General features: G+C 62.2%; 20 protein-coding genes. 11 read left to right on the forward strand and 9 right to left on the reverse strand.

From position 1 onward, the window contains the following. Positions 1-97: 97 nt before the first annotated feature. Together EU811_RS11465 and EU811_RS11470 are read right to left on the reverse strand one after the other, a co-directional pair. Positions 98-565 carry a tRNA (cytidine(34)-2'-O)-methyltransferase gene (locus tag EU811_RS11465; protein WP_142938535.1) on the reverse strand — a complete coding sequence of 156 codons (468 nt, stop codon included), beginning with the start codon at positions 563-565 and terminating at the stop codon, positions 98-100. 59 nt (positions 566-624) lie between these two features. Further along, positions 625-1569, reverse strand: a complete 945-nt coding sequence (locus EU811_RS11470; protein WP_142938536.1) for a J domain-containing protein — start codon at positions 1567-1569, stop codon at positions 625-627. A 123-nt stretch (positions 1570-1692) separates the two neighbouring features. Between EU811_RS11470 and EU811_RS11475 the strand changes: the two genes are divergently transcribed. The 4 genes from EU811_RS11475 to EU811_RS11490 all read left to right on the forward strand — a co-directional run bounded on the left by EU811_RS11475 (position 1693) and on the right by EU811_RS11490 (position 5444). Next, a complete protein-coding gene (locus tag EU811_RS11475) occupies positions 1693-2619 on the forward strand; it encodes a diacylglycerol/lipid kinase family protein (protein ID WP_238703387.1) in 927 nt (308 codons plus the stop codon). A 147-nt stretch (positions 2620-2766) separates the two neighbouring features. After that, complete coding sequence (locus EU811_RS11480; RefSeq protein ID WP_187697143.1) at positions 2767-3438, forward strand: hypothetical protein; 672 nt, start codon at positions 2767-2769, stop codon at positions 3436-3438. Positions 3439-3501: 63 nt separating this feature from the next. After that, complete coding sequence (locus EU811_RS11485; protein WP_142938537.1) at positions 3502-4185, forward strand: helix-turn-helix transcriptional regulator; 684 nt, start codon at positions 3502-3504, stop codon at positions 4183-4185. A gap of 26 nt (positions 4186-4211) precedes the next feature. After that, positions 4212-5444, forward strand: a complete 1233-nt coding sequence (locus EU811_RS11490; protein WP_142938538.1) for a cysteine desulfurase family protein — start codon at positions 4212-4214, stop codon at positions 5442-5444. 3 nt (positions 5445-5447) lie between these two features. Here EU811_RS11490 and EU811_RS11495 read toward each other — a convergent pair whose 3' ends face one another. Beyond that, on the reverse strand, positions 5448-6689 hold the full coding sequence (locus EU811_RS11495; RefSeq protein WP_142938539.1) for an NAD(P)/FAD-dependent oxidoreductase: 1242 nt from the start codon (positions 6687-6689) through the stop codon (positions 5448-5450). A gap of 178 nt (positions 6690-6867) precedes the next feature. Here EU811_RS11495 and mnmA point away from each other — a divergent pair, with 178 nt between their 5' ends. The 7 genes from mnmA to EU811_RS11530 all read left to right on the forward strand — a co-directional run bounded on the left by mnmA (position 6868) and on the right by EU811_RS11530 (position 15276). Continuing rightward, entirely contained in the window at positions 6868-7989 is a 1122-nt protein-coding gene (mnmA, locus tag EU811_RS11500) for a tRNA 2-thiouridine(34) synthase MnmA (RefSeq protein WP_238703393.1), read from the forward strand. A gap of 168 nt (positions 7990-8157) precedes the next feature. After that, positions 8158-9786: an ABC transporter substrate-binding protein gene (locus tag EU811_RS11505; protein ID WP_142938541.1), complete on the forward strand. Its 1629-nt coding sequence runs from the start codon at positions 8158-8160 to the stop codon at positions 9784-9786. Positions 9787-9915: 129 nt separating this feature from the next. Continuing rightward, a complete protein-coding gene (locus tag EU811_RS11510) occupies positions 9916-11007 on the forward strand; it encodes an ABC transporter permease (protein ID WP_142938542.1) in 1092 nt (363 codons plus the stop codon). 2 nt (positions 11008-11009) lie between these two features. After that, a complete protein-coding gene (locus tag EU811_RS11515; RefSeq protein ID WP_142938543.1) occupies positions 11010-12023 on the forward strand; it encodes an ABC transporter permease in 1014 nt (337 codons plus the stop codon). Further along, entirely contained in the window at positions 12020-13726 is a 1707-nt protein-coding gene (locus EU811_RS11520; RefSeq protein WP_142938544.1) for an ABC transporter ATP-binding protein, read from the forward strand. Before EU811_RS11515 ends, EU811_RS11520 begins: the two co-directional genes overlap by 4 nt. Positions 13727-13848: 122 nt before the next feature. After that, positions 13849-14238, forward strand: a complete 390-nt coding sequence (locus EU811_RS11525; protein WP_142938545.1) for a chorismate mutase — start codon at positions 13849-13851, stop codon at positions 14236-14238. 3 nt (positions 14239-14241) lie between these two features. Then, positions 14242-15276, forward strand: a complete 1035-nt coding sequence (locus tag EU811_RS11530; RefSeq protein WP_142938546.1) for a hypothetical protein — start codon at positions 14242-14244, stop codon at positions 15274-15276. A 12-nt stretch (positions 15277-15288) separates the two neighbouring features. Here EU811_RS11530 and EU811_RS11535 read toward each other — a convergent pair whose 3' ends face one another. From EU811_RS11535 to EU811_RS11560, 6 genes are read right to left on the reverse strand one after another with little or no spacing between them, the layout of a single operon-like run. Further along, on the reverse strand, positions 15289-16002 hold the full coding sequence (locus EU811_RS11535; RefSeq protein ID WP_142938547.1) for a DUF4166 domain-containing protein: 714 nt from the start codon (positions 16000-16002) through the stop codon (positions 15289-15291). A gap of 54 nt (positions 16003-16056) precedes the next feature. Then, a complete protein-coding gene (locus EU811_RS11540; protein WP_142938548.1) occupies positions 16057-17349 on the reverse strand; it encodes a DUF58 domain-containing protein in 1293 nt (430 codons plus the stop codon). Between the two features lie 32 nt (positions 17350-17381). Then, on the reverse strand, positions 17382-18455 hold the full coding sequence (locus EU811_RS11545; RefSeq protein ID WP_223940548.1) for an AAA family ATPase: 1074 nt from the start codon (positions 18453-18455) through the stop codon (positions 17382-17384). Then, entirely contained in the window at positions 18452-19645 is a 1194-nt protein-coding gene (locus EU811_RS11550) for a DUF4350 domain-containing protein (protein ID WP_142938549.1), read from the reverse strand. Before EU811_RS11550 ends, EU811_RS11545 begins: the two co-directional genes overlap by 4 nt. Next, positions 19642-20331: a DUF4129 domain-containing protein gene (locus EU811_RS11555; protein WP_142938550.1), complete on the reverse strand. Its 690-nt coding sequence runs from the start codon at positions 20329-20331 to the stop codon at positions 19642-19644. Before EU811_RS11555 ends, EU811_RS11550 begins: the two co-directional genes overlap by 4 nt. After that, positions 20328-21677, reverse strand: a complete 1350-nt coding sequence (locus tag EU811_RS11560) for a DUF7847 domain-containing protein (RefSeq protein ID WP_238703388.1) — start codon at positions 21675-21677, stop codon at positions 20328-20330. Before EU811_RS11560 ends, EU811_RS11555 begins: the two co-directional genes overlap by 4 nt. Positions 21678-21881: the final 204 nt, after the last annotated feature.

The following is a 21881-nucleotide window of genomic DNA, read 5'->3' on the forward strand; positions in this document are numbered from 1 at the left end:
CTGGTCTGCAACGCGCTCACGTAGGCTCCCTCAACGAATGTCCAAGGCAGGAATTGTCCTGCACAAGGTATTCGGTGCCGGGGCGCCGTTGGATGGGCTACATCTTGGCGCCGGCAAATCCGTTCTGCCGCCAGGCTTCAAACACGGCGATTGAAGCAGCGTTGGCCAGGTTGAGCGAACGCAGAGAAGGCTTCATGGGAAGGCGGACACGAGCGGTTACGTGTGGATCCTGCTTGAGCCTGTCCGGCAAACCCACGGATTCGGGCCCGAACATCAGGACGTCACCTTCGCGGTAGCTGATGTCCGTATAGGAGGTCTCGCCGTCGGAGGTGTAAGCGAAAACCCGTTCCGGGGTGAGGGCAGCCCAGGCGGCGTCGATGTCTTTGTGGACAGTAACTACGGCCAGATCGTGGTAATCGAGACCGGCACGACGCAACTTGGCGTCGGAAAAATCAAAGCCGAGTGGCTCCACCAGGTGAAGCTCGGCCCCCGTGATGGCGGCCAAGCGGATGGCGTTGCCCGTATTGCCCGGGATTTCTGGAGTATGGAAGAGGATGCGGAACACCGTCCCATCTTAGTCAGCCCGTGCGGCTAGGGCCGCGTCCAGAGACGGCACCGCTGTGACTAGTGCATTCCGCGAATCAGCCTCGCCAGGACCGGCACGACTACGGTGTTCGGCGCCGGCCCGGAGCTGAGGAACTGCTTCAGCCCCCTTACCAGCCCCGCCGCATTGACTACCTCCACCGCAGTGTTGCTCGATTGTCCCTTGCCATATTGGTCAATGACAGGTTCGTGAAGATTTCCGTCAGGACTGTGAAGGACCACCCATCCGGTGACATTGAGCTCCGGAAAGAGGTCCTGCATATGCCGGACGATATGGCCGAGCTGTGGAGGAGCCACCGAACGACCACCATGGCGCAGCGAATGGCCGTCCCAGGCGTATGCCCCTTTGGGCAGCAGCATGGAACCTATCAGTGCCAATCTGTAGCCGGACAGGACGGCGTGGTCGATGTGGTTGTTGTCCGACGGCGAGCGCAACCCATTGATGAGCCTGGCTGCGGGTATGGCGGGAAGGACTTGCCGGCTGATGAGCTGGACCGTGCGCATTTCGCGTTGGATGCGGGCTTCGGCGCCAAAGATGCCTCGTTTGCGGGGGAGGCCGTGAACCTGTTGGGCCGCTTCCGCCGCTGGGATGAGCGGAACCTCGTTGGGATCATCAAAGGGGGGAACATAGACTGCAGGATCGCCGGCAGTGTTGCGCTGGGCCTGGGGTCGTTTGAGGTTTGCGGTCGCGAAGGGCCCCGGTGCCGCAGCGCCTGTGTAGTCGCCCGCCCGAGGCTGGCTCACATCGGAGGCACCGCGGCCGTACCTTCGGTCGTAGTCGGCCCTGCGTTGGGGATCTATGAGAGTTTCGTATGCGAGGGTCACCCGCCGGAACATCTCCGCTTCTCCGCCGTGATCGGGGTGGGCTTTCCGGGCAGCCTTGCGGTAGGCCACTTTGATCTCCTTGTCCGTAGCGGTGACGGAAACGCGGAGAACCTGATAGTGCGAACTGCTGCCCTCGGCCAAGCACGGGCCCTTCTCTATGATGGTGGTCGCGCCTCTGGAGAGGTGCGGTACTGGCAAGTTTATCCAGCCACTCTGTGAACGTCGGTAACGTGGCGTGTGGTTCCCGCTGGCATAATTCAGGCTGTGAATCCTCCGGCAGCGAAGAACCCATCCATCGCGCCGATGAAGATCGCTGTTGCCATTAATCCTGAGGCATCTTTTGGTCGTCGGCGCAGTGCCGGGCACCAAGCCGCAGAGTACATCCGCGCCGCCGGATGGGACGTCGTCGTACTTGAAGCGGAGAACTATGACGCTTTGCGCAGATCGGTGGACCGGACGCTGGAAACCGGGGTGGAGGCGTTGGTAGTGGTGGGCGGCGATGGCATGGTCCACCTTGGCGTCAACGCGCTCGTGGGGCTGGACTTCCCTCTCGGCATCGTTCCCGCCGGGACAGGCAATGATGTGGCGCGGCTGTTGGCTTTACCGTTGAACGACACCGCGGCCGCGTGCCGTAGGCTGCTGCTTGCGTTGGAGGCCGGCGGGCGCAGGATCGACGCCGGAAGGGTCACCGCTGGTGGTGAGACCACCTACTTCGCAGGCGTGCTGTCCGCCGGATTCGATGCAGCCGTCAACGAGCGCGCCAATTCGTGGAGCTGGCCACGCGGAAGGAGCCGCTACAACCTTGCTATGCTCCGGGAGCTGGGCTCTTTTCGCCGGATCACCTACTCCGTGACTGCCGATGGCGTGTTGTGGAGCCAGCCTGCCCTGCTCATTTCAGTGGCCAACGGACAGTTCATTGGCGGGGGCATGAAGATCACCCCTGAGGCAGTGCCCGATGACGGGTGGTTGGACATGTTTGTGGTCAAGCCCCTGTCCAGGCTCCGTTTCCTGGGCGTGTTTCCCAAGGTTTTCGCCGGAAAGCACACCAGCCATCCTGCCGTGGAGATCATGCGCGTCCGGAAAGTGCGCTTGGAGGCTGACGGGGTGGTGGCATATGCGGACGGGGAACGAATCGGCCCATTGCCGGTGGAGGTGGAGGTGGTTCCTGCTGGTTTGCGGGTTCTCGCCTAGTGCGTCCGTCTATGAGTGAGTCCTCAAGCGCGCTTCCGTACTGACGCAGCCTCGCTGCGACGGGCAGCTAGACTCGATCGCGGTGGCAGGCGAGTCGATCGGCGCGGTCCCCACACCATATTCCAGAGCGCACGGCAAGGAGACATAGTGGCGAGCAACGTTCGACGACGACTGGCCGGCTTGGCTGCCCTCGGAACCGCCGGTGTCCTGCTGGCAGGCTGCAGCGTCAACGTCCCTGACCCTACTGCGCCTAAGCCGTCGCCGTCGGTCTCCACGCTGGCGACGCCCACCATCACTCCAGGACACGACGCGGCCGCGGTGGCTGCGAAGGACTTGCCGCTTGCGGCAGGGAGCACGTTGGCTGCGGGGGAGCCCGTGACAGTTTCCACACGGTTGGAGGAGGTTCCCGGTTGGTCAGTGGTGCACTCCGGCTTGCAGGGCGAAAGCAGATACAAGAAGGCTGACGGGTGCACGCTCGCAGTCCGCGTGAGCGTGAATCAGGGCCCGCTGGTGGTGGCCGCTGACGACGTCGCCTCAACCAAGGAATTGTTCACCTACCTCAACGTTGGTGCGCTGGACGGCCTGAAGCCGGCGACTCTGCGTTGGGGAGAAGGATCCGATAAACCGCAGCGTAGCGTGGAGTTCCTGAGCCTGGAGTCTTCGGCCGCATCCGGCGGTAAGCCTGCCTTGGTCCTGGCCAGGTTGTTCAGCGCCCCCGCGTCCTCCGTCTATGTTTCCCTGTCGTGCCCGGACGACGCAACGTTGAGCGCCGCCCGTGCGGAAACTGTGGCCCAGCTCGTTGTGGTACCGCCGTCCTGACCCTGCCTTTCTTGGCTATTCCGCTAAAGCAACGATTCTTATTTTTAGATATATCTTTGGTGTATGGGCACGTCCGAACTCCCGTGGATCCGGAAAATCACTGCTGTTGCTGCCTTGGGCGATGAAAACCGCCGCAGGCTATATGAGTACGTTCTGAGTGCAGGGGAGGCCGTCAGCCGGGATGGGGCGGCCTTGGCACTCGAGCTGCCCCGCAGTTCGGCTTCCTTCCATTTGGACCGTTTGGTCCGCGAAGGGCTCTTGCGGGTTGAGTTCAGGAAATCCCCTGAGAAGACAGGGCCTGGGTCGGGGCGGCCATCAAAGCTCTACAGGCCCGTCATGGACGAGGTGGGCGTCTCTGTTCCTGAGCGGCACTACGACCTCGCCGGTCACCTCATGGCCGCGGCGATCACGCGCTCTCAGGCCGACGGTGTGCCGGCGCTGGAAGCGATGCGCGATGTCGCTGCAGCTGCAGGGCGCGAGGTTGGACGCCCTGGCCATTTCCTGGGTGCACTCTCGGAACTCGGATACGACCCCTCGCCGGACGCTGCCGGGGGATACCGCCTGCTCAACTGTCCGTTCCATCGCTTGTCGCGGGACCACACGGAAGTGGTGTGCGCAATGAACGGCGCGTTCCTCAGCGGTGCTGCTGCGGCCTCCGGACTCAGTGCCGGCATCATCGTGCCGGATCCGGACCATGGTCCGGGACACTGCTGTGCGCGCATCAATGCCCTTGGTAAGGAATCCTGAACGCCAGGCATCGGTAGAATTACAAGGTGCCTGTATACCTTGACCACGCCGCAACCACGCCCCTGTCGGCCGAAGCGCTCGCTGTGATGACGCGCGAGCTGGCGCGGACCGGTAATCCTTCGTCGCTTCACGGTGCGGGCCGCCGCGCGAGGCGAGCGGTGGAGGATGCCAGGGAGGCGCTGGCGGCGGCTGCCGGGGCACACCCATCCGAGGTTATTTTCACCTCAGGCGGGACGGAAGCGGACAACCTGGCGGTGAAGGGTCTGTTCTGGGCCAGGCGGGACGAGAATCCGCGCCGTACACGCATCCTTTGCTCCGCCGTCGAGCACCATGCGGTCATGGATACCGTCGAATGGCTTGTAAGGCATGAAGGTGCTGACGTTGTGTGGATTCCGGTAGACAGCGAAGGCGCTATTCGGCTGGAGGTCGTCCGGCAGGAAATCGAACGCGATCCCGAATCAATTGCCTTGGTCACAGTGATGTGGGCCAACAATGAAGTAGGTACCATCCAGCCGGTGACGGAGATTGTGGAGCTGGCAAAACCGCATGGAGTCCCGGTTCACTCCGATGCCGTCCAGGCTTTCGGATCGATTCCCGTGGACTTTCGTGGCTCGGGACTCTCTGCAATGTCCGTTTCGGGGCACAAGCTTGGTGGTCCGGTGGGGGTCGGCGCACTTTTCCTGGGAAGGGCCGTGAAGCTGACGCCGGTGCAGCACGGCGGCGGGCAGGAACGCGATGTGCGCTCGGGAACACTGGACACTCCCGCAATCGCCGCTTTTGCCGCAGCCGCGGAGGCTGTCACTGCAAACCTGCCCGTTGAAAAAGAACGTCTCAGTTTGTTGCGCGACCGCCTTATCAACGGAGTACACGATTCCGTGCCGGGCGCGGTGCTGAGGGGTGCTCCCGGGGACGGGCGGCTGCCGGGGAACGCCCACTTCACCTTCCCTGGTTGTGAAGGCGACTCATTGCTCTTTCTCCTGGACCTGGCAGGCGTTGAATCCTCCACGGGTTCGGCGTGCACGGCAGGGGTGCCACGGCCTTCGCACGTCCTCCTGGCAATGGGCCTGGATGAAGATACTGCACGCGGCGCCCAGCGCTTTACGCTGGGGCACAGTTCCACCGATGCGGATGTGGACGCGCTCTTGAAAGCCCTGCCCGAGGCGTGCTTAAGGGCCCGGCAGGCCGGAATGGCCGGTCATGAATCCAGCATTCAAACAGCAGCGACGGTGGCTCGGCAGGCCTCGTCGGAACCTTTCTAGCTCTTACGGCTCATCGGGCAGCAGTTCGTCCAGTGGCACCCCGAGATCCGTCAGTTTGTTGACGTTCACAGGGGTGCGGGTTGAAATCAAGGCCTTGATGGGCTTCTGAACCCGGCGCTGGTTGACGCTCATTCCGGCAACTACCACCCCCTCCCTCAACCAAAAAGCGATGAAGCTGCCGTCATCAAGCGAGCCGCGGATCATCGGTGTGATTCCGGAGGTCAAGGAGGGAAACCCCGAGTACTCCATGCTGACGGTGAACTGGTCCGTATAGAAGTACGGCACCACGTCCAGTTGGGCATCCCGGCCCATCATGGACTTTGCAGCCACCTTGCCGCCGTTGAGCGCGTTGGCCCAATGTTCGCTGCGATGGTGCTCGGCGGTAAATGGGTGGAGTGCGTTGGCTACATCTCCTGCAGCCAGCACATCCGGTGCACTGGACCTTAGCCCGGTATCCACCAGTATTCCATTGCGGATGGCAAGCCCTGCGGCTTCGCCGAGTGCGGTGTCAGGTACCACGCCGACGGCAACGATCACCACATCGGCGGGCAGCGTTTCGCCGGTATTGGTGCGGACCGCCGTCGCCCTGCCGTCCTGTCCTTCAATTCCGGCAGCGCTTGCCGGAAGGCGGAACGTCACGCCCTGATCTTCGTGGAGCCGATGAAAGAATCCACCAAGTTCAGGTCCGATGGCGGCACTCAGCGGTATGTCTTCCAGCCCCAGCAGTGTGACGTCGTTGCCATATGTGCGGGCTGCTGCCGCCAGTTCCATGCCGATCCACCCGGAGCCGATCATGACCACCTTCTTGCCTCCGTCCTTAAGGAGGTTCTGAAGCTGCACACTGTCATCGAAGGTTCGGAAGGTCATTACCCCGTCAAGGTCCGCACCTGGAAGCGGAATGGTTCGAGGCCGGGCGCCCGTGGCGAGGAGCAGCTTGGAGTAGTGAAGGCTTCGGCCGTCGGCCAGTGCCACAGCGTGCCCCCGGGGGTCGATCCGGCTGGCGAGGCTTTCGAGAAGAAGCTCGACGCCGTTTTCCCCGTACCATTTATCCGGCACCACCAGAGCAGCATCTGCCTCAGCTTTGCCAAGGAGGAATTCCTTGGAAAGGGGAGGGCGTATATAAGGTGGTCGGTTCTCTGCGGCCACCAAGGTTACGGGCCCTTCATAGCCTTCGGCGCGGAGGGTTTTGGCTGCGGTGGCGCCGGCAAGCCCGCCGCCGACGATAACTATGTGTTCGTGTGCCATGTCAGCTCGATTCTAAAACCAATTATTTTGACTTTAGAAGCACGGGTGGGGTCAGTCAAGGGTTTTAGGGTAGGCGTGGCACGGCAGGCTAGAATAGATGGGCACGCCGGCTGTTCCCAGCCGGATCAGTTGCTCCAACTCCCACAGACAGAAAGCCAGCATGCGAGTACTTGCAGCAATGAGCGGCGGAGTTGACTCCGCTGTGGCCGCAGCCCGGGCAGTCGAGGCCGGACACGACGTCGTCGGGGTCCACCTTGCGTTGTCGCGGATGCCCGGCACCCTGCGCACAGGAAGCCGGGGTTGTTGCACCATCGAGGATTCCCGCGATGCCTGGCGTGCTTGCGATGTCCTTGGAATTCCCTACTACGTGTGGGACTTCTCGGAGCGCTTCAAGGAAGACGTTGTCCAGGACTTCATTGACGAGTACGCCGCTGGCAGGACACCGAACCCGTGTATGCGGTGCAACGAGCGGATCAAGTTCGCAGCACTTCTGGAGAAGGCCATCGCCCTTGGTTTCGATGCTGTGTGCACCGGACACTACGCCAAGGTCATCGAAGACGCTGACGGTAACCGGGAACTCCACCGCGCCGCCGATTGGGCCAAGGACCAGAGCTATGTTCTGGGCGTCCTGACCCACGAGCAACTGAAGCACTCCATGTTCCCGCTGGCGGACACTCCTTCCAAGGCCGAGGTACGTGCCGAGGCAGAACGCCGGGGCTTGTCCGTGGCCAACAAGCCCGACAGCCACGACATCTGCTTTATCTCCGACGGCGACACCCGCGGCTGGCTGGCCGAGAAAATTGACATGACCACCGGGGACATCGTTGACGAAACCGGTGCCAAGGTTGGTGAACATCCAGGTGCCAACGCCTTCACGGTGGGGCAGCGACGAGGCCTGAAGCTGGGTACGCCCGCGGCAGATGGCAAGCCTCGGTTCGTCCTGGAGATCCGTCCCAAGGAAAACAAGGTGGTTGTGGGGCCGGAAGCCCTGCTGGCGATCGACGAGATTCGCGGCATCAAGGTTTCGTGGGCCGGTTTGCCCATTTCCGAGGTAGCAAGCGGCGCCGAGTTCGACTGCCATGCCCAAGTGAGGGCTCATGGCGATCCCGTTCCGGCGCGTGCCCGGGTGGAAGCCGTCGCTGATGATTCAGGCGTTGAGCGCGCCCAGCTGGTTGTCACGTTGACGGATCCGTTGCGCGGCGTTGCCCCGGGGCAGACCATCGTTCTTTATCAAGGTAGTCGTGTCCTGGGACAGGCAACCATAGATGCCGCCCGTTCCCTTCAGCGGGAAGTCCTATAGTCCGGGCGTTCAGAGCAAAAGCTACTGGAAAGTAAATTTTGTGTCTCAAATCACAAAATGAGGGGTTCGCGGCCTGCGAAGTCTGGTTGAATCGTGGAATCAAGAGTGCGCGCCGTCACAAATATCTGACGGCGGCGCGCCGAATCCATCGAACAGAAGGTTCACCAGATGGCACTGAACAAGAAGGCCCTGCACGGCGCTATCGCGCTGGCGGGCATCTCCGCGCTCGCCCTGACGGCATGCACGGGACCCTCCGGCGGCGGCTCATCTTCCGCTCCGGCCGCCGCAGGCCCCATCGCCTACGGCACCACTGACAAAGTCACGTCTTTGGACCCCGCAGGATCCTATGACAACGGTTCATTTATGGTGATGAACCAGGTCTACTCATTCCTGCTCAATTCCAAGCCCGGCGGCGCGGAACCCGTTCCGGACCTCGCCGAATCGTCGTCTTTCACGGCGCCGTCGGAATACACCGTGAAGCTCAAGTCCGGGCTCAAATGGGCCAACGGGCACACTCTGGATTCCAAGGACGTAAAGCACTCCTTCGATCGGCAGGTGGCCATCAATGACCCCGCCGGACCAGCCTCGCTCCTGACCAACATCGACAGCGTGAGCACGCCAGACGCCACCACGGTGGTGTTCAAATTGAAGAACGCCAACGACCAGACATTCAGCCAGATCCTCAGCAGCCCCGCCGCGCCGATCGTGGACGATGAAGTCTTCCCGGCCGACAAGATCCTTTCCGACGACGAGATCATCAAGGCGAACGCGTTCTACGGCCAGTACACGATTGACAGCTACAAGAAAAACGAACTTGTCAGCTTCAAAGCCTTCGCCGACTACAACGGTGTCCTGGGCAAGCCGGCCAACGATGCCGCCACCATCAAGTACTACGCCAGCCCCACCAACCTGAAGCTGGAAATCCAACAGGGCGCCATTGACGTTGCCTTCCGCAGCCTCAGCGCGACCGACATCGACGATCTCCGCAAGGACTCCAAGGTCAAGGTCCTCACTGGCCCGGGCGGCGAAATCCGCTACATCACGTTCAACTTCGACACCATGCCGTACGGAACCAAAGCGACCGGGGCGGACCCCGCCAAGGCCCTGGCCGTACGCCAGGCGATAGCCAACCTGGTGGACCGGCAGGCAATAGCCGACCAGGTGTACAAGGGCACCTACCTGCCGCTGTACTCCAACGTCCCCAGCGGATTCCTCGGCGCCAACGAATCCTTCAAGGACGCCTACGGCGATGACGGAAAGCCAAGCCTGGATAAGGCCAAGAAAGTCCTGACGGACGCCGGCATCAACGAACCCGTTGCCCTGAACCTGCAGTACAACCCGGACCACTACGGTGGATCCTCCGGAGACGAATACGCCATGGTCAAGGAGCAGCTGGAAAAGTCCGGGCTCTTCACTGTGAACCTGCAGTCCACCGAATGGGTCACCTACAGCAAGGCCAGCCGTGCTGACGAATACCCGTTGTTCCAGTTTGGCTGGTTCCCGGACTTCAGCGATGCCGATAACTACCTCACCCCGTTCTTCCCCGAGGGCGGCTTCCTGAAGAACCACTACAACAACGCCACGGTCAACGAACTCATCGGCAAGCAGCTCACTGAAGCGGACAAGACCAAGCGTGAGGCAGCCATCAAGGAAGTCCAGAACGCCCTCGCCAAGGACATCTCCACACTGCCCCTGCTTCAGGGTGCGCAGGTGGCGGTCGTCGGAAGCGGCGTCAACGGAGTCGACAAGACCCTGGATCCGTCCTTCAAGTTCCGTCTGGGCGTAATTTCCAAGTAACCGCACCTTTGTGAAGAGAAGGGAGGCGGGACACTGATCCGGTGTTCCGCCTCCTTTGCTGACCACCAACGTGGCCGGCACGCATCAGACAGTCCCGCGTAATCCACGGGCAAGAAATGCAGGTAGCACATGACAACACTTATTGAGGTTCCCGAGGCTGAACCCGGCATCGTCGCTCCCAAGAGCAAGTCCAAAGCCGGGGGAGGGCTGGGCAGATACATCGTGATCAGGTTCTTCCTGATCATTCCCACCGTTTTCATCCTGGTAACACTGGTCTTCTTCCTGATGCGGGTCATCGGCGATCCCATCACCGCATCACAAGGCGGACGGCTTCCCCCGGACGTCCTGGCCCAACGCATCCATGATGCCGGGTACGACCGTCCGGTCCTGGTTCAGTACTTCGAGTACCTTGGCCAGCTGATCACCGGGAACTTCGGAACCACCATCACTGACCGGCGTCCTGTAGTTGAGGTGATGACCACCTTCGGCGCAGCCACCCTTGAACTCTCCATCAACGCGCTGATCGTGGCGCTCGCAGTCGGTATCCCTTTCGGGCTGATTGCCGCCCAACACCGGGACAAGACTCCCGATGCCCTGCTGAGGTTCTTCGCCATCCTTTGCTACGCCACTCCGGTCTTCTTCTCAGGGCTGCTCCTCAAGCTGACGTTTTCCGTATGGCTCGGATGGTTCCCGGTAGCAGGCCGCGCCTCCACTCGTACGGAACTAACCATGAGCGCTTTGGCTGCTCCATCCGGTATCTACTGGCTCGACGCGCTGCGAAGCGGAAACTTCACCGCCCTCGGTGACATAGCGTCCCACGCAGTTCTTCCGGCAGTCGCCCTTGGCCTACTCACCGCAGGTGTGTTCCTTCGCCTGGTCCGCACCAACGTCATCGGAACATTGGGAAAGGACTACATTGAGGCAGGGCGCTCCAGAGGCGTCAGCGAGTTCCGCCTGGTGACCAAGCACGCCTACAAACCCGCGCTGATTCCCATCATTACCGTCATGGGCCTGCAAATTGCCCTGATGCTGGGCGGCGCGATCCTCACCGAAACCACCTTTGAGTGGAAAGGCCTTGGCTACCAGCTGGTGCAGTACTTGAATGCCCGCGACTTCGTGGCCGTCCAAGGGATCGTGGTGCTGCTGGCCATCATCGTGGCCGTCACCAACTTCATCGTGGACATCATTGCCGCGCTCATCGACCCCCGAGTGAGGTACTGACCATGAGCACCCCTCAATTGACCCGGGCCAAGCAGCCCTTGTTCTCACGGCTTCCCGTGATCAGCCACCTGAAGAAGAGCGTAGGCCTCCAGCGAGGCATGCTGGTGGTGGGTGTTGTCCTCAGCGGAGTATTCCTTCTCACCAGCATCTTCGCCCCGCTCCTTGCTCCCTATGGCTACTCCCAACTCAGCGATGCCTCCGGCTCGTTTCCCACCCAGGAAGCCCCTGGCGGCAAACACCTGCTGGGAACGACCGTTGGTGGCTACGACGTCCTGTCTCGAGTGATTTGGGGTTCCCAAACGGCAGTGACAGTCATCATTGTGTCCGTGGCAATGTCCTTGTTCCTCGGCGTGGTGCTGGGGCTTCTCAGCGGATACTTCGGCGGATGGCTGGACAGAATTTTGGTCGTCGTTGCGGACGCCATCTACGCATTCCCAACACTGCTCCTGGCGATTGTGATCTCAATTGTGATCAGCCGCGGCCAGTCCAGCTTCTGGGGCGGCATCTTCTCCTGTGCTTTCTCCATCACTGTGGTCTTTGTGCCGCAGTACTTCCGGGTGATCCGTGCAGAGACCATCCGGCTCAAGGCCGAGCCTTTCGTGGAGTCGGCCAAGGTCCTCGGGGCGTCCAGTGTGCGAATCATCGGGCGGCACATCTTCAAGAACGCCACCCGAACCTTGCCGCTCATGTTCACCCTCAACGCCTCCGAAGCGATCCTGACACTGGCCGGTTTGGGATTCCTTGGCTTCGGGATCGAACCCACGTCCGCGGCCGAATGGGGTTTCGACCTCAACAAAGCCTTGGCTGACACCTCCTCCGGTATTTGGTGGACAGGCGTCTTCCCCGGCATCGCGATCGTCCTCACCGTCCTGGGGCTGACCCTGGTGGGCGAGAGCATCAACGACCTCAACGACCCCAGGATCCGTGGCCGCAAACGCGCGGGCCGAACACCAGTACCCGGTACACCGGCAGGACCGGAATCGTCGGTAAACCCGGCAGAGGCAGGAAAGTCATGACCACCAACCTTGGAAACCTCTCAGACGGGACAGGCACGGAACAGCCGGTACTTACCATTGATCGGCTCCAAGTCACCTTCGCCACTGACGGCGGCGACGTTCATGCCGTCAAAGACGTAAGCCTGAACGTTGGAGCCGGAGAAGTAGTTGCCATTGTGGGCGAGTCGGGTTCCGGTAAAACCGTGACGGCCAAGACCATCCTCGGCCTGCTTCCGGAAACAGCCATCAGCTCAGGCGCCGTGGTGATCAACGGCAACAACGTCATCAGCGTCAGCAAATCCACCCTCCGCACAATCCGCGGCCGCGATGTGGCCATGGTGTTCCAGGAGCCCTCCACAGCCCTCAACCCGGTCTTCACCGTGGGCTGGCAGATTGCCGAAGGCATCAGGGCGCATTCCACTGACGGACGGCGCATCTCCGCCAAGGAAGCCAAGGAACGGGCAACCGAGGCACTTCGCAAGGTTGGCATCCCGGACCCCGAAACGCGGGTCAACTACTATCCTCACCAGTTCTCCGGCGGACAGAAACAACGCGTGGTCATAGCCGCGGCGTTGGCACTCAATCCCGGACTGATCGTGGCCGATGAGCCCACCACGGCCCTGGACGTGACAGTCCAGGCCGAAATCCTCCAGCTCCTGCGCGATTTGAGGGACAACTACGGCACCTCGATCGTGCTCATTACCCATAACATGGGCGTCGTGGCAGATCTGGCCGACCGTGTAGTGGTGATGTACCAGGGCGACGTTGTGGAGGAGGCCCCGGCCAAGGTCCTGTTTGCTGAACCCCGGCAGGAGTACACCAGGAAACTGCTGGCCGCTGTGCCGCACCTCGGACGGAACTCCGCCTCCGAGGGTGCCCGAGGCCGGCTCCACCAAGATGGCAAAATCCTGGTGGAGGCAAAGAACCTCACCATCGAATACCCCGGCCGTTTCGGCAGGCACGGATTCAAGGCCGTGAACGATGTCAGCTTTACGGTGTCCGAAAACGAGGTCTTCGGGTTGGTGGGTGAATCCGGTTCCGGAAAGTCAACCATTGGACGAGCGATAGCCGGCCTGACCCGGACCACAGGGGGAAGCCTGAAGGTCCTCGGGTACGAGATGTTGGACTTCAAGGAGCGTTCGTTCCGACCCCTCCGCAAGGAAATCGGCTTCGTGTTCCAGGATCCGGCGGCGTCCTTCAACCCGCACCTCACCATTGGCGAATGCGTCGCCGAACCGCTGCTGATCCACACCCGGCCGGGCGCCGCTGAGGCGAGGAAAAAGGTAGGTGAGCTGCTCGAATCAGTCCAGTTGCCGGCGTCGTACGCCGAACGCTACCCGCACGAGCTCTCGGGCGGGCAGCGGCAGCGCGCATCCCTGGCGAGATCCCTGGCGCTTAATCCGCGCCTGTTGATCGCCGACGAACCCACATCCGCCCTTGACGTCTCGGTGCAGGCCAAAGTCTTGGACCTGTTCAAAGACATCCAGGAGCAGTACGGTTTCGCGGCTCTCTTCATCAGCCACGACCTCGCAGTGGTGGACATGCTGTCCCACTGGGTTGGCGTGTTGTATAAGGGCCGGCTGGTGGAGCAGGGGATCGGCAACCAAGTGATGGGCTCACCGCAACACGACTACACCAAGCGGCTCATCGCGTCCCTGCCGGTACCGGACCCGGATGAACAAGCACGACGGCGGGATGCCCACCGATCGCTGCTGGGTGGCTAAACCGTTCGAAAGGACGTTGGTAAGAAGCGAAGGCACGCCCCCTCATCTGCGGAGGGCGTGCCTTCGCCATCACGTCAGGTAACACCCACGGCGGTACAACCTCACACCATAGACTGGGGTGCATGACCGAGCAGAACAACGCCCTTCCCCATGACGCCGATTCCTTCAACCCGGCAGCGAGCTCCTTGGCCGGCCACGTGGACCGTGCCGTCATGGATGAGCTGCTGTCCATCCGGTCCAGCATCGACAACATTGACGCAACACTTGTTTTCCTGCTCGCTGAACGCTTCAAGGCCACCCAAAAAGTTGGCATCCTGAAGGCCACACACAAGCTTCCCGCCGGAGATCCGGGCCGCGAATCCGCCCAGATCGCCCGCTTGCGCAGGCTCGCCGAGGATGCGCACCTCGATCCAGCCTTCGCAGAGAAATTCCTCAACTTCATCATCAGTGAAGTGATCCGCCATCACGAGGCCATCGCCGAGGATCACCAGATCTCCAGCCAGCAGGCCTAACCCGTGACAGAAGTGGAAAGCGTACGCGCCAGCGCCACCGCACTAGGGCCGTGGCCCGGCACCGATCCCGCGGAAGCCAACCGGATCATCAGGGGCGAGTTGGGAGACCCCCATCTTCCGTTCCTGCCCGAACTGCCGGAGCGAGGGGTGGGATCGGACGCCGTTGGGCGGACAGGTTCCCTGCTGATTGACCTCGCACTCGACGTCCAACCCCACGGCTGGCGTTTGGTGGACAGGCCCGGTAAAGATGCCCGTCGCGCCAGCTCGGCACTATTGACCGACATCAACATTTTGGCCGACGTCGCCGGCGCCGAGGATGTTTCAGCAACGGAGTTCAAGATCCAGGTGCTGGGACCCATGAGTCTCGCGGCCAATCTTCACCTGCACAGTGGCGAACGGGCACTCTTGGACTACGGCGCTCGGAGGGACATTGCTGAATCCTTGGCCGCAGGCGTGGGAGAGCACCTCAGCCGCATTGCCGCCGGTGTCCCGGGCGCCCGGTTGGTGGTCCAGATAGACGAACCGGACATTGCCTCCGTCATGGCAGGGACCATTCCAACAGCCAGTGGCTACCGCACGTTGAGGTCCATCTCCGGTGAGGAAGTCACAGGTGCCTGGAAGCTGGTGATCGACGCCCTGAAATCTGCTGGCGTCATGGAGACAGTGGTCTCCATACCGGAAATTGAAGCGCCCATCGACAGGGTACTCGCCGCCGGTGCTGATGGCGTCGCAGTTCCCCTGAAGGCCCTGACGTCACGCCAGTGGGAACAGCTGGCCGCAGCCGTGGAGGACGGTAAGCGTGTGTGGGCAGGGGCGCTTTCCACCAGCGATCCCCGGGCGCAACTACCGCGTACGGCCGAGGTAGTTGAAAGCATCTGGAAACCGTGGCGCCAGCTGGGCCTTCCTGCATCCGGCTTGGCGGGACTGCGCGTCACACCCTCCACTGGACTGGCAGACTTCACTCCTTCAACGGCCAAAGACGTTCTGACGAAACTGACACAAGTGGCTGACGGACTGGACCAGCTGGCTCAGGGCTGACCTCAGGGAAAGTCAGATTCTCTTTTCCCAGCGGTCTGGTTCGGCATAGCGGGGGAGGGAGTTACCGGGGGCCATTCCTGGCAAGTACGGTGCCAGGCGGTAGTCGAAGCGTCCTGCATAGACAAGAACCAGACCGATCTGTGGCTGGATGACCTTGACCTGAATGCGGTGCTTGCCCTCGTCGTTGTCCCACCATTGTTCGGCATACGCTCGTGCGTCGAGGGCTGCCGGCAGCGGAATGCGCAGGGGGCCCAGGAAGAGCCTGCTCGCCTGGGACACACCACGGAGGCGGCCTTGGGAGGTGACGCTGACATCCAGGTCCGTGACCAGTCGGCGGTAACGGCCTACATGGTCCACCAAGCGGGCGTTTCGATCCCCATGGCCAGGCAGGATGGCGCTGGTCGTATCGTGGAAGAGCCGTGTTCCGGACGGGAAGTAGATCTCCCGGCGCGCTGTTAGTGCCGGGCGTCCGAAAGGATCCACATGGGCGTGGTTTTCGATCCGGAACGGAATTCCCTCGCCGTACTCTGGAAAGAAGGCTTCCTCGCCTCCTGTCAATGCGAGGAGCGGCCGCAACCATTTCTGCCGGCACCCCACCACGTCAAAGACGCCTTCGCCTATTCCATAGAAACCCGATCCGGCCGCCAACGAGAAATACTTTTGGAGTTCCGGGGTGAGCCGGGCGAAATCCTCGCCCAGCGCCAGCTGGTAGATGGGGCTATTCATGGCAGTCCTTCCTTGAACACAACATCGGAGCCGTACTTAGGCTGGAGCTTTGCTTTAGAGCCGGCCGGCTGCTTTGAGGCGAATATACGTATCAGCGAGCAGTGGAGGAACATCGTGGGGTTCGGCATCCACCACCTCGGCTCCAAGCTGCCGGAGCTGAGCCATCACCGCTGAGCGTTCCAAGAGCGCGCGTTCGGCCGCCGCTGCCCGGAAAACCTGACTCGCCGTAGTCCTCTCTTTCTTCATGGCAGAAAGCAAGGGATCCCGGACGGATGCCACCACCACAACGTGCTGGCGTGCCAGTTGGGCAACGGTAGGCAGGAGGCCCTCTTCCGGGGCGCCGCCGTCAAGCGCCGTCAACAGCACCACCATGGAGCGATGCGCCGAGACGGCACGCACTTGAGCAGGAACCTGCTGCCAATCGAGCTCGATCAGTTCAGCCTCCAAGGGAGCCATGGCTTGAACGAGCTGACCCAGCAAATTTCCTTTCGACGCCGACTCAACCCGTGCGCGGAGCCTCCGGTCGTAGGCGAGGAAATCCACACGGTCGCCTCCGCGCTCGGCCAGCACGGCGAGCAGCAGAGCGGCCTCAATTCCAGTATCGAGCCGCGGTTCATCTTCGATTCTTGCTGCCGCCGTCCGGGAAGTATCAAGAACAATCACCACGCGCCTGTCGCGCTCGGGGCGCCACGTCCGCACCACCACCGATGTGCGGCGTGCGGTAGCGCGCCAGTCGATGGACCGGACGTCGTCACCGCGGACGTAGTCACGCAACGAGTCGAATTCGGTACCTGCCCCGCGGATCTGCACGGCGGCCCTGCCGTCCAGTTCCCGGAGCTTCCGGAGTTTGGATGGGAGATGACGTTTCGAGTGGAACGGCGGGAGGACCCGCAACTGGCCAGGCAGGACGCGTGTGCGCTGCCTCGCCGCCATTCCCAGGGGACCCATGGAGCGGATGGTCACATGGGGGCTTGTAAGGTCGCCGCGTCGCCGAGGGACCAAGGTCACTGTCATGCGCCGGCGCTCACCAGCCGGGACCACAAGGGATTGCGCAGAGTTCACGGCCCCCGCTGAGGGCTGCCAGGTATCTCTGACTTCCGCCCGCAATGTGCGCCGGGTGGGGTTGGTGATGGTCACTACAGAGTCAGCTTTGCCCTCGAGCGTCACGTTTCCAGGGAGGACGCGTTCCAGGGCAAGCTGAGCGGGCGACGCCGCCAGCACCAGATCCAACACCAGCACAAGAACCAGCCCCGCGCCAACCAACAGGACAGTGCTCCACGCGGGAAAAGCCACCAACGGCACCAGACCCAGCAGAGAAAGCAACACAAAACGACCCGTTATGGCCACTCAAGCCCCCTCGGCCAACGTCGCCCCGGCGATCATCGCGGTACCGGGACGGAGGCGAGAATACTGCCCAAGACATCGTCCACCACAATGCCGTCCATCTGGGCTTCCGGCCGCAGACCTACCCTGTGCCTCAGGCACGGCAAGGACAACGCTTTGACGTCGTCCGGGGTGACGAAGGACCTGCCGGACAACCACGCCCACGCTTTTGAGGTTTTGAGCAGCGCGGTTGCCCCGCGCGGCGAAACGCCGAGTTGGAATGAGGGCGCAGACCTTGTGGCGCGAACAACGTCAACGATGTACGCGAGGATCTCCGGAGCCACAGCCACGTGCGCAACGGCTGCTTGGGCGTTGGAAAGCTCGACGGCGCCAGCCACCGGGCGCACGCCGGCTGCGGAAAGGTTGCGGGGATCAAACCCGCTGGCATGGCGGCGGATGACTTCAATCTCCTCAGCCCGGCCGGGCAGCGGCATGGTCAACTTGAGGAGGAAACGGTCCAGCTGCGCCTCCGGCAGGGGATAGGTTCCCTCGTACTCCACAGGGTTCTGGGTGGCCGCAACAATGAACGGACTTGGCAGTGGACGCGATACGCCGTCCACGGAAACCTGGCGCTCTTCCATTGCCTCCAAGAGTGAAGCCTGGGTCTTCGGCGGAGTTCGGTTGATCTCGTCGGCCAGCATGATGTTGGTGAACACCGGGCCTTCACGGAAAGTGAACTCGGACGTGTGGGAGTCATAGACCAAAGAGCCCGTGACGTCACCGGGCATGAGGTCCGGAGTGAACTGAACACGCTTGGTGTCCAAGCTCAGAGCGGTGGACAAAGCCCTGACCAAAAGGGTCTTGGCCACGCCGGGAACACCCTCGAGGAGGACATGTCCGTCACATAGCAGGGCGATCAGCATGCCGGTAACCGTGGAGTCCTGACCGACTACAGCTTTGCCCACTTCGGCTCTGACATTGAGCAACGACTGCCGTGCCGGATCCTCAAGGGGGTGCCTCTGCCCGTTTTCTGAAGGTGGCGCCTCGTGCTGCGACGCCTCGTTCTGCAGGGCTTCCTGCTGGGACGTCGTCTCCGCGTAGTGGCTGTTGCTGTCCGTGTGGCTGCTCATCTGGCGATCGCTTCCTGTTCGATTCGTTCAATCTGTTGTGCCCACTGCACCAGCTGTCCTTCACTTTCGGGCATGAAGTCGATCAGGACGGACCGCACTTCCGTGGCCGGCAGCTTCACATGGCGGGCTGTTGTATCCAGAATTGCTTCGGTGGTGGCGTCGGCTCCAAGGTTGAAGTGCCGGGCCAGCCGTGACAGGGTTCCGGCCCTCAAATTCCGGGCGGCCCGCTCCACAGCACGTGAGTCCTGGTAAAGGCGAGCACGCCCTTCTGCTGTTTCGGCGGCCTTGACCACCACGGGCAGTGGCTCGAAAACCAAAGGGCCCATGCGCCGGCCCCGCCATACGATGGCCAGCAGGGCTACGAAGCCCAGCCAGGGGCCGGCGAAGGCAAGCCATCGCGGCGCGAGCTCGTTGAGCGTGGGGCTTGAATTTGACGCAGGGATATCTCCGATCCCGGGGAGGTACCACACGAGGTCCGCGTTGTTGCCCAGCGTTCGGAGGGCGAGGGCCGCATTTCCCTCCAGCGCAACGTGTTGATTGTCCAAGAGCTCCCTGCTGCCCAAAACAATGACCCTGCCATCGGCTGATTCCGCGTACAACCCGGGTCCGCTCCCTCGCGGGGCGTAGCAAACTACGGGTCCTGAAAAGACGGATCCTTGCGCCGATACGCGGCCCGCTGCCAAGGCATCGTCCTGCCCGCAACCCGGTTCAATGACCTGTATCGCTTCCGGAACCACGCCGCCAGGGCGGATACCTTCAGCCAGGCCGTTGAGCGTCCTGAGGCGTGGAGTCACCACCACTACACGGTCTGCTGCTGCTGTGATGTCCTCAAGCTGGGACCGATCAAGGAAGCCCTGTGCGTCAAAGAGGAATACCGTGGCGTCATCTTTGTTTGATAGCGCCTCCAACGTGTCCTCGAACGTCTCGGTCGGAGTGACGGACACGCCGTGGCGCCCCAGGATCTCGGCTACCGCCATTCCGCCGTCCGGTGCCGGGTTCCGCGCTGACAAGCGCCGGGAGTCGGTGGCGCCTGCAACGCTGTCAATAGCCAGGAAAATTACCAAACCAGCAAGCAAGGCCCCCAAAGCAATCCACACGAGGTGTTTTTGGAACCAGGCTTTGAAGCCCCGACCGGCCGGGAACCCTGTGGTAGTGATTTCCTCCTGGCCCACATGTTCCTTCGTGGTCATCGGGGAACCGCGAATCCAGCGTTGGCCTGTCCTGCGAAGTCAGGCTTCAGCGCAAGAAGTTCAGCATCCAGCTGGCGGACCGACTCGTAGTCCGCGCGTGTTGCCGGGTGGTCGCCATACCGCACGGCATCGAAAACACCGGCAGCGGCGATCAGCTTGGCTTGTGCCGCACCAAAAACCCCGCCCAATTGAGCGGCGGCTTCGTCTGCGGTCCTGCCGGCTCGAGCATCAATGATGTCCCGTTCTTCCGCGGAGCGGACAAGAGCTCGGAACTGATCGACGACGGCGGCCGGCCAGTTGCCGCCGTCGGCTGCTGTCGCCGCCCGTGCACGGTAGCCCTCTGCGTCGACTGTGCGGTCGTTTCCATAGAGGTCTTCCGCCTCTTTAGCCCTCCGGGCGTTCAACCTCGGCCTCACGAAGAAGATGGCGGCGATGATGAGCACCAAAGCCAGAACCACCATCAACGGAACAGCGATGTTGGGCCCGGCACCGGATCCACCATCCAAGGATGAAAGCCAATCCATGAAATCCCGCCACATCTGTTCAAGCCAGCCGGGCGTCGCGTCCGGGTACCGGGGGTTAGATAGCTCCTCAACGGCCCAGCGTCGCGCTTCGTCCCGGTCCGGGATCACAGGCGGTTCCATCAATGCCCATGACGAAAATACATCGATCGCGGCTGCCCTCATGCCTGAGGTTGCTGCCCTGGGGGAGCGGACGGAAACTGTCCCTCGCTCGGTGGCCAGGCGGTGTTAGCGGGCGCATTGGATGGTCCGCCGGGGATCCCTTCAGGATCGGAACCCGTTTCCATCAGCCGCATCAATTCAACATCCAGACCGTCCCGCCGCATGCGTAGGTCCATGTAGATCAGGCTGGAAACGGACGCTTGAAAGGCGAACGTTACAGACCCCACCAGTGCCCCGATCGCCGTGGAAATCACGGTCGTCAGAACCAGCGTGGAGGTCATCGACTCCGCGTCGGGGTGGGGGGCCACTACTCCACCGATGGCGGCGGAGACCAAGGACACGGGAATTTGGACAATTTGGGCGATGATTCCCACCATGATGGCTACCACCAGCGTGATGCCGAAAATGCGCCACCAGTTGTTCCTGGTCAACTTCCACGACCTGAGAAGTCCGTCGTAAACTCCGGTCCGCTCCACCACTATCACTGCAGGGGCCAGCATCAACTTCAGGCCGATCCACACAAAGGCCACCACTGCACCCAGCCCCAGAGGCAGGACGATCAGCAGCGCGGCAGGTCCCATGGCGGTGAACAGCAAGATCGCAATCCCGATCACCGCGGCAACGGCGAGAAGGCCGCCCAGCGTCAGCAGCGCAGCAACGCCCAGCAGAGGAATTATCCGGGGGCCCGCCAGTTTCCACATCTGCTTGAATCCTGTCCGCCGGTTGAGCACCGAACGGGAGACGGGCACCACCAGGACACCTTGGAGGACGGATCCCAGGAACCCAATCAGCACCGAAACCCCTAGGGTGCCGGCCATGAACGCGAAGAACGGACCCATCGCGTCGGCAAACTCCGCTTCCGAACTGACGGATTCAAAGGTAGTGGACAACTGGACCATGCCCACCGTGACAATGCCGATCAGGACTGCCCCGAGGGCTTGCACGATCAGCGCGGAGCCAAACATGGAAGCGGCATTGCGGCGGATCGTCTGGAACGAGCCATCAAGGATCTCGCCGAATTGCAGCGGACGCAGGGGGATGATTCCGGGCTTGGGAGGCGCGACATAAAAGGGTTGCCCGTAGGGTGGACCTGGAGGCCAGCCGCCAGGAGGTTGACCTGGACGATATTGCCCGCCAGCCTGCGGCGCAGCCCAAGCCTGGGGGCCGCCCCACTGTGGTTGGCCGCCCCACTGCGGCTGATTGCCGCCTTGTGGTTGGCTGCCCCACGGTGGCTGATTGCCGTTTTGTGGTTGGCCGCCCCACGGTGGCTGATTGCCGCCTTGTGGTTGGTTACCCCACGCGGGCTGACCACCCGGCGGTGGATTCTGGCCGTGCTCTGGCTGTGACACGATTTCCTCCCCATAAGATCCGGCCCGCCGACTCCCGACGTCCCCCACACGGACCTTCGCACCCAGCCTATAGTCCCGCCGTCGTCCCTCATAGCCTGCCGCCCGCGCGGCCATCACGGAGCGTGGTGAATAACAGTGCAGTACGGTGGAAGTGCCCCGGGGGCGCCATGCCGTGCGCTGCGCCCAACGGGACAAAGACTTGGC

The organism is Arthrobacter sp. TS-15 (genome assembly GCF_006964045.1).
Classification (GTDB): domain Bacteria; phylum Actinomycetota; class Actinomycetes; order Actinomycetales; family Micrococcaceae; genus Arthrobacter.

Excerpts from the sequence above, each read along its gene's own strand:
- EU811_RS11485 (WP_142938537.1), top strand. The coding sequence starts at position 3,502 with ATGGGCACGTCCGAACTCCCGTGGATCCGGAAAATCACTGCTGTTGCT.
- EU811_RS11495 (WP_142938539.1), bottom strand. The coding sequence starts at position 6,689 with ATGGCACACGAACACATAGTTATCGTCGGCGGCGGGCTTGCCGGCGCC.
- mnmA (WP_238703393.1), top strand. The coding sequence starts at position 6,868 with ATGAGCGGCGGAGTTGACTCCGCTGTGGCCGCAGCCCGGGCAGTCGAG.
- EU811_RS11505 (WP_142938541.1), top strand. The coding sequence starts at position 8,158 with ATGGCACTGAACAAGAAGGCCCTGCACGGCGCTATCGCGCTGGCGGGC.
- EU811_RS11510 (WP_142938542.1), top strand. The coding sequence starts at position 9,916 with ATGACAACACTTATTGAGGTTCCCGAGGCTGAACCCGGCATCGTCGCT.
- EU811_RS11515 (WP_142938543.1), top strand. The coding sequence starts at position 11,010 with ATGAGCACCCCTCAATTGACCCGGGCCAAGCAGCCCTTGTTCTCACGG.
- EU811_RS11520 (WP_142938544.1), top strand. The coding sequence starts at position 12,020 with ATGACCACCAACCTTGGAAACCTCTCAGACGGGACAGGCACGGAACAG.
- EU811_RS11525 (WP_142938545.1), top strand. The coding sequence starts at position 13,849 with ATGACCGAGCAGAACAACGCCCTTCCCCATGACGCCGATTCCTTCAAC.
- EU811_RS11535 (WP_142938547.1), bottom strand. The coding sequence starts at position 16,002 with ATGAATAGCCCCATCTACCAGCTGGCGCTGGGCGAGGATTTCGCCCGG.
- EU811_RS11545 (WP_223940548.1), bottom strand. The coding sequence starts at position 18,455 with ATGAGCAGCCACACGGACAGCAACAGCCACTACGCGGAGACGACGTCC.
- EU811_RS11550 (WP_142938549.1), bottom strand. The coding sequence starts at position 19,645 with ATGACCACGAAGGAACATGTGGGCCAGGAGGAAATCACTACCACAGGG.
- EU811_RS11555 (WP_142938550.1), bottom strand. The coding sequence starts at position 20,331 with ATGAGGGCAGCCGCGATCGATGTATTTTCGTCATGGGCATTGATGGAA.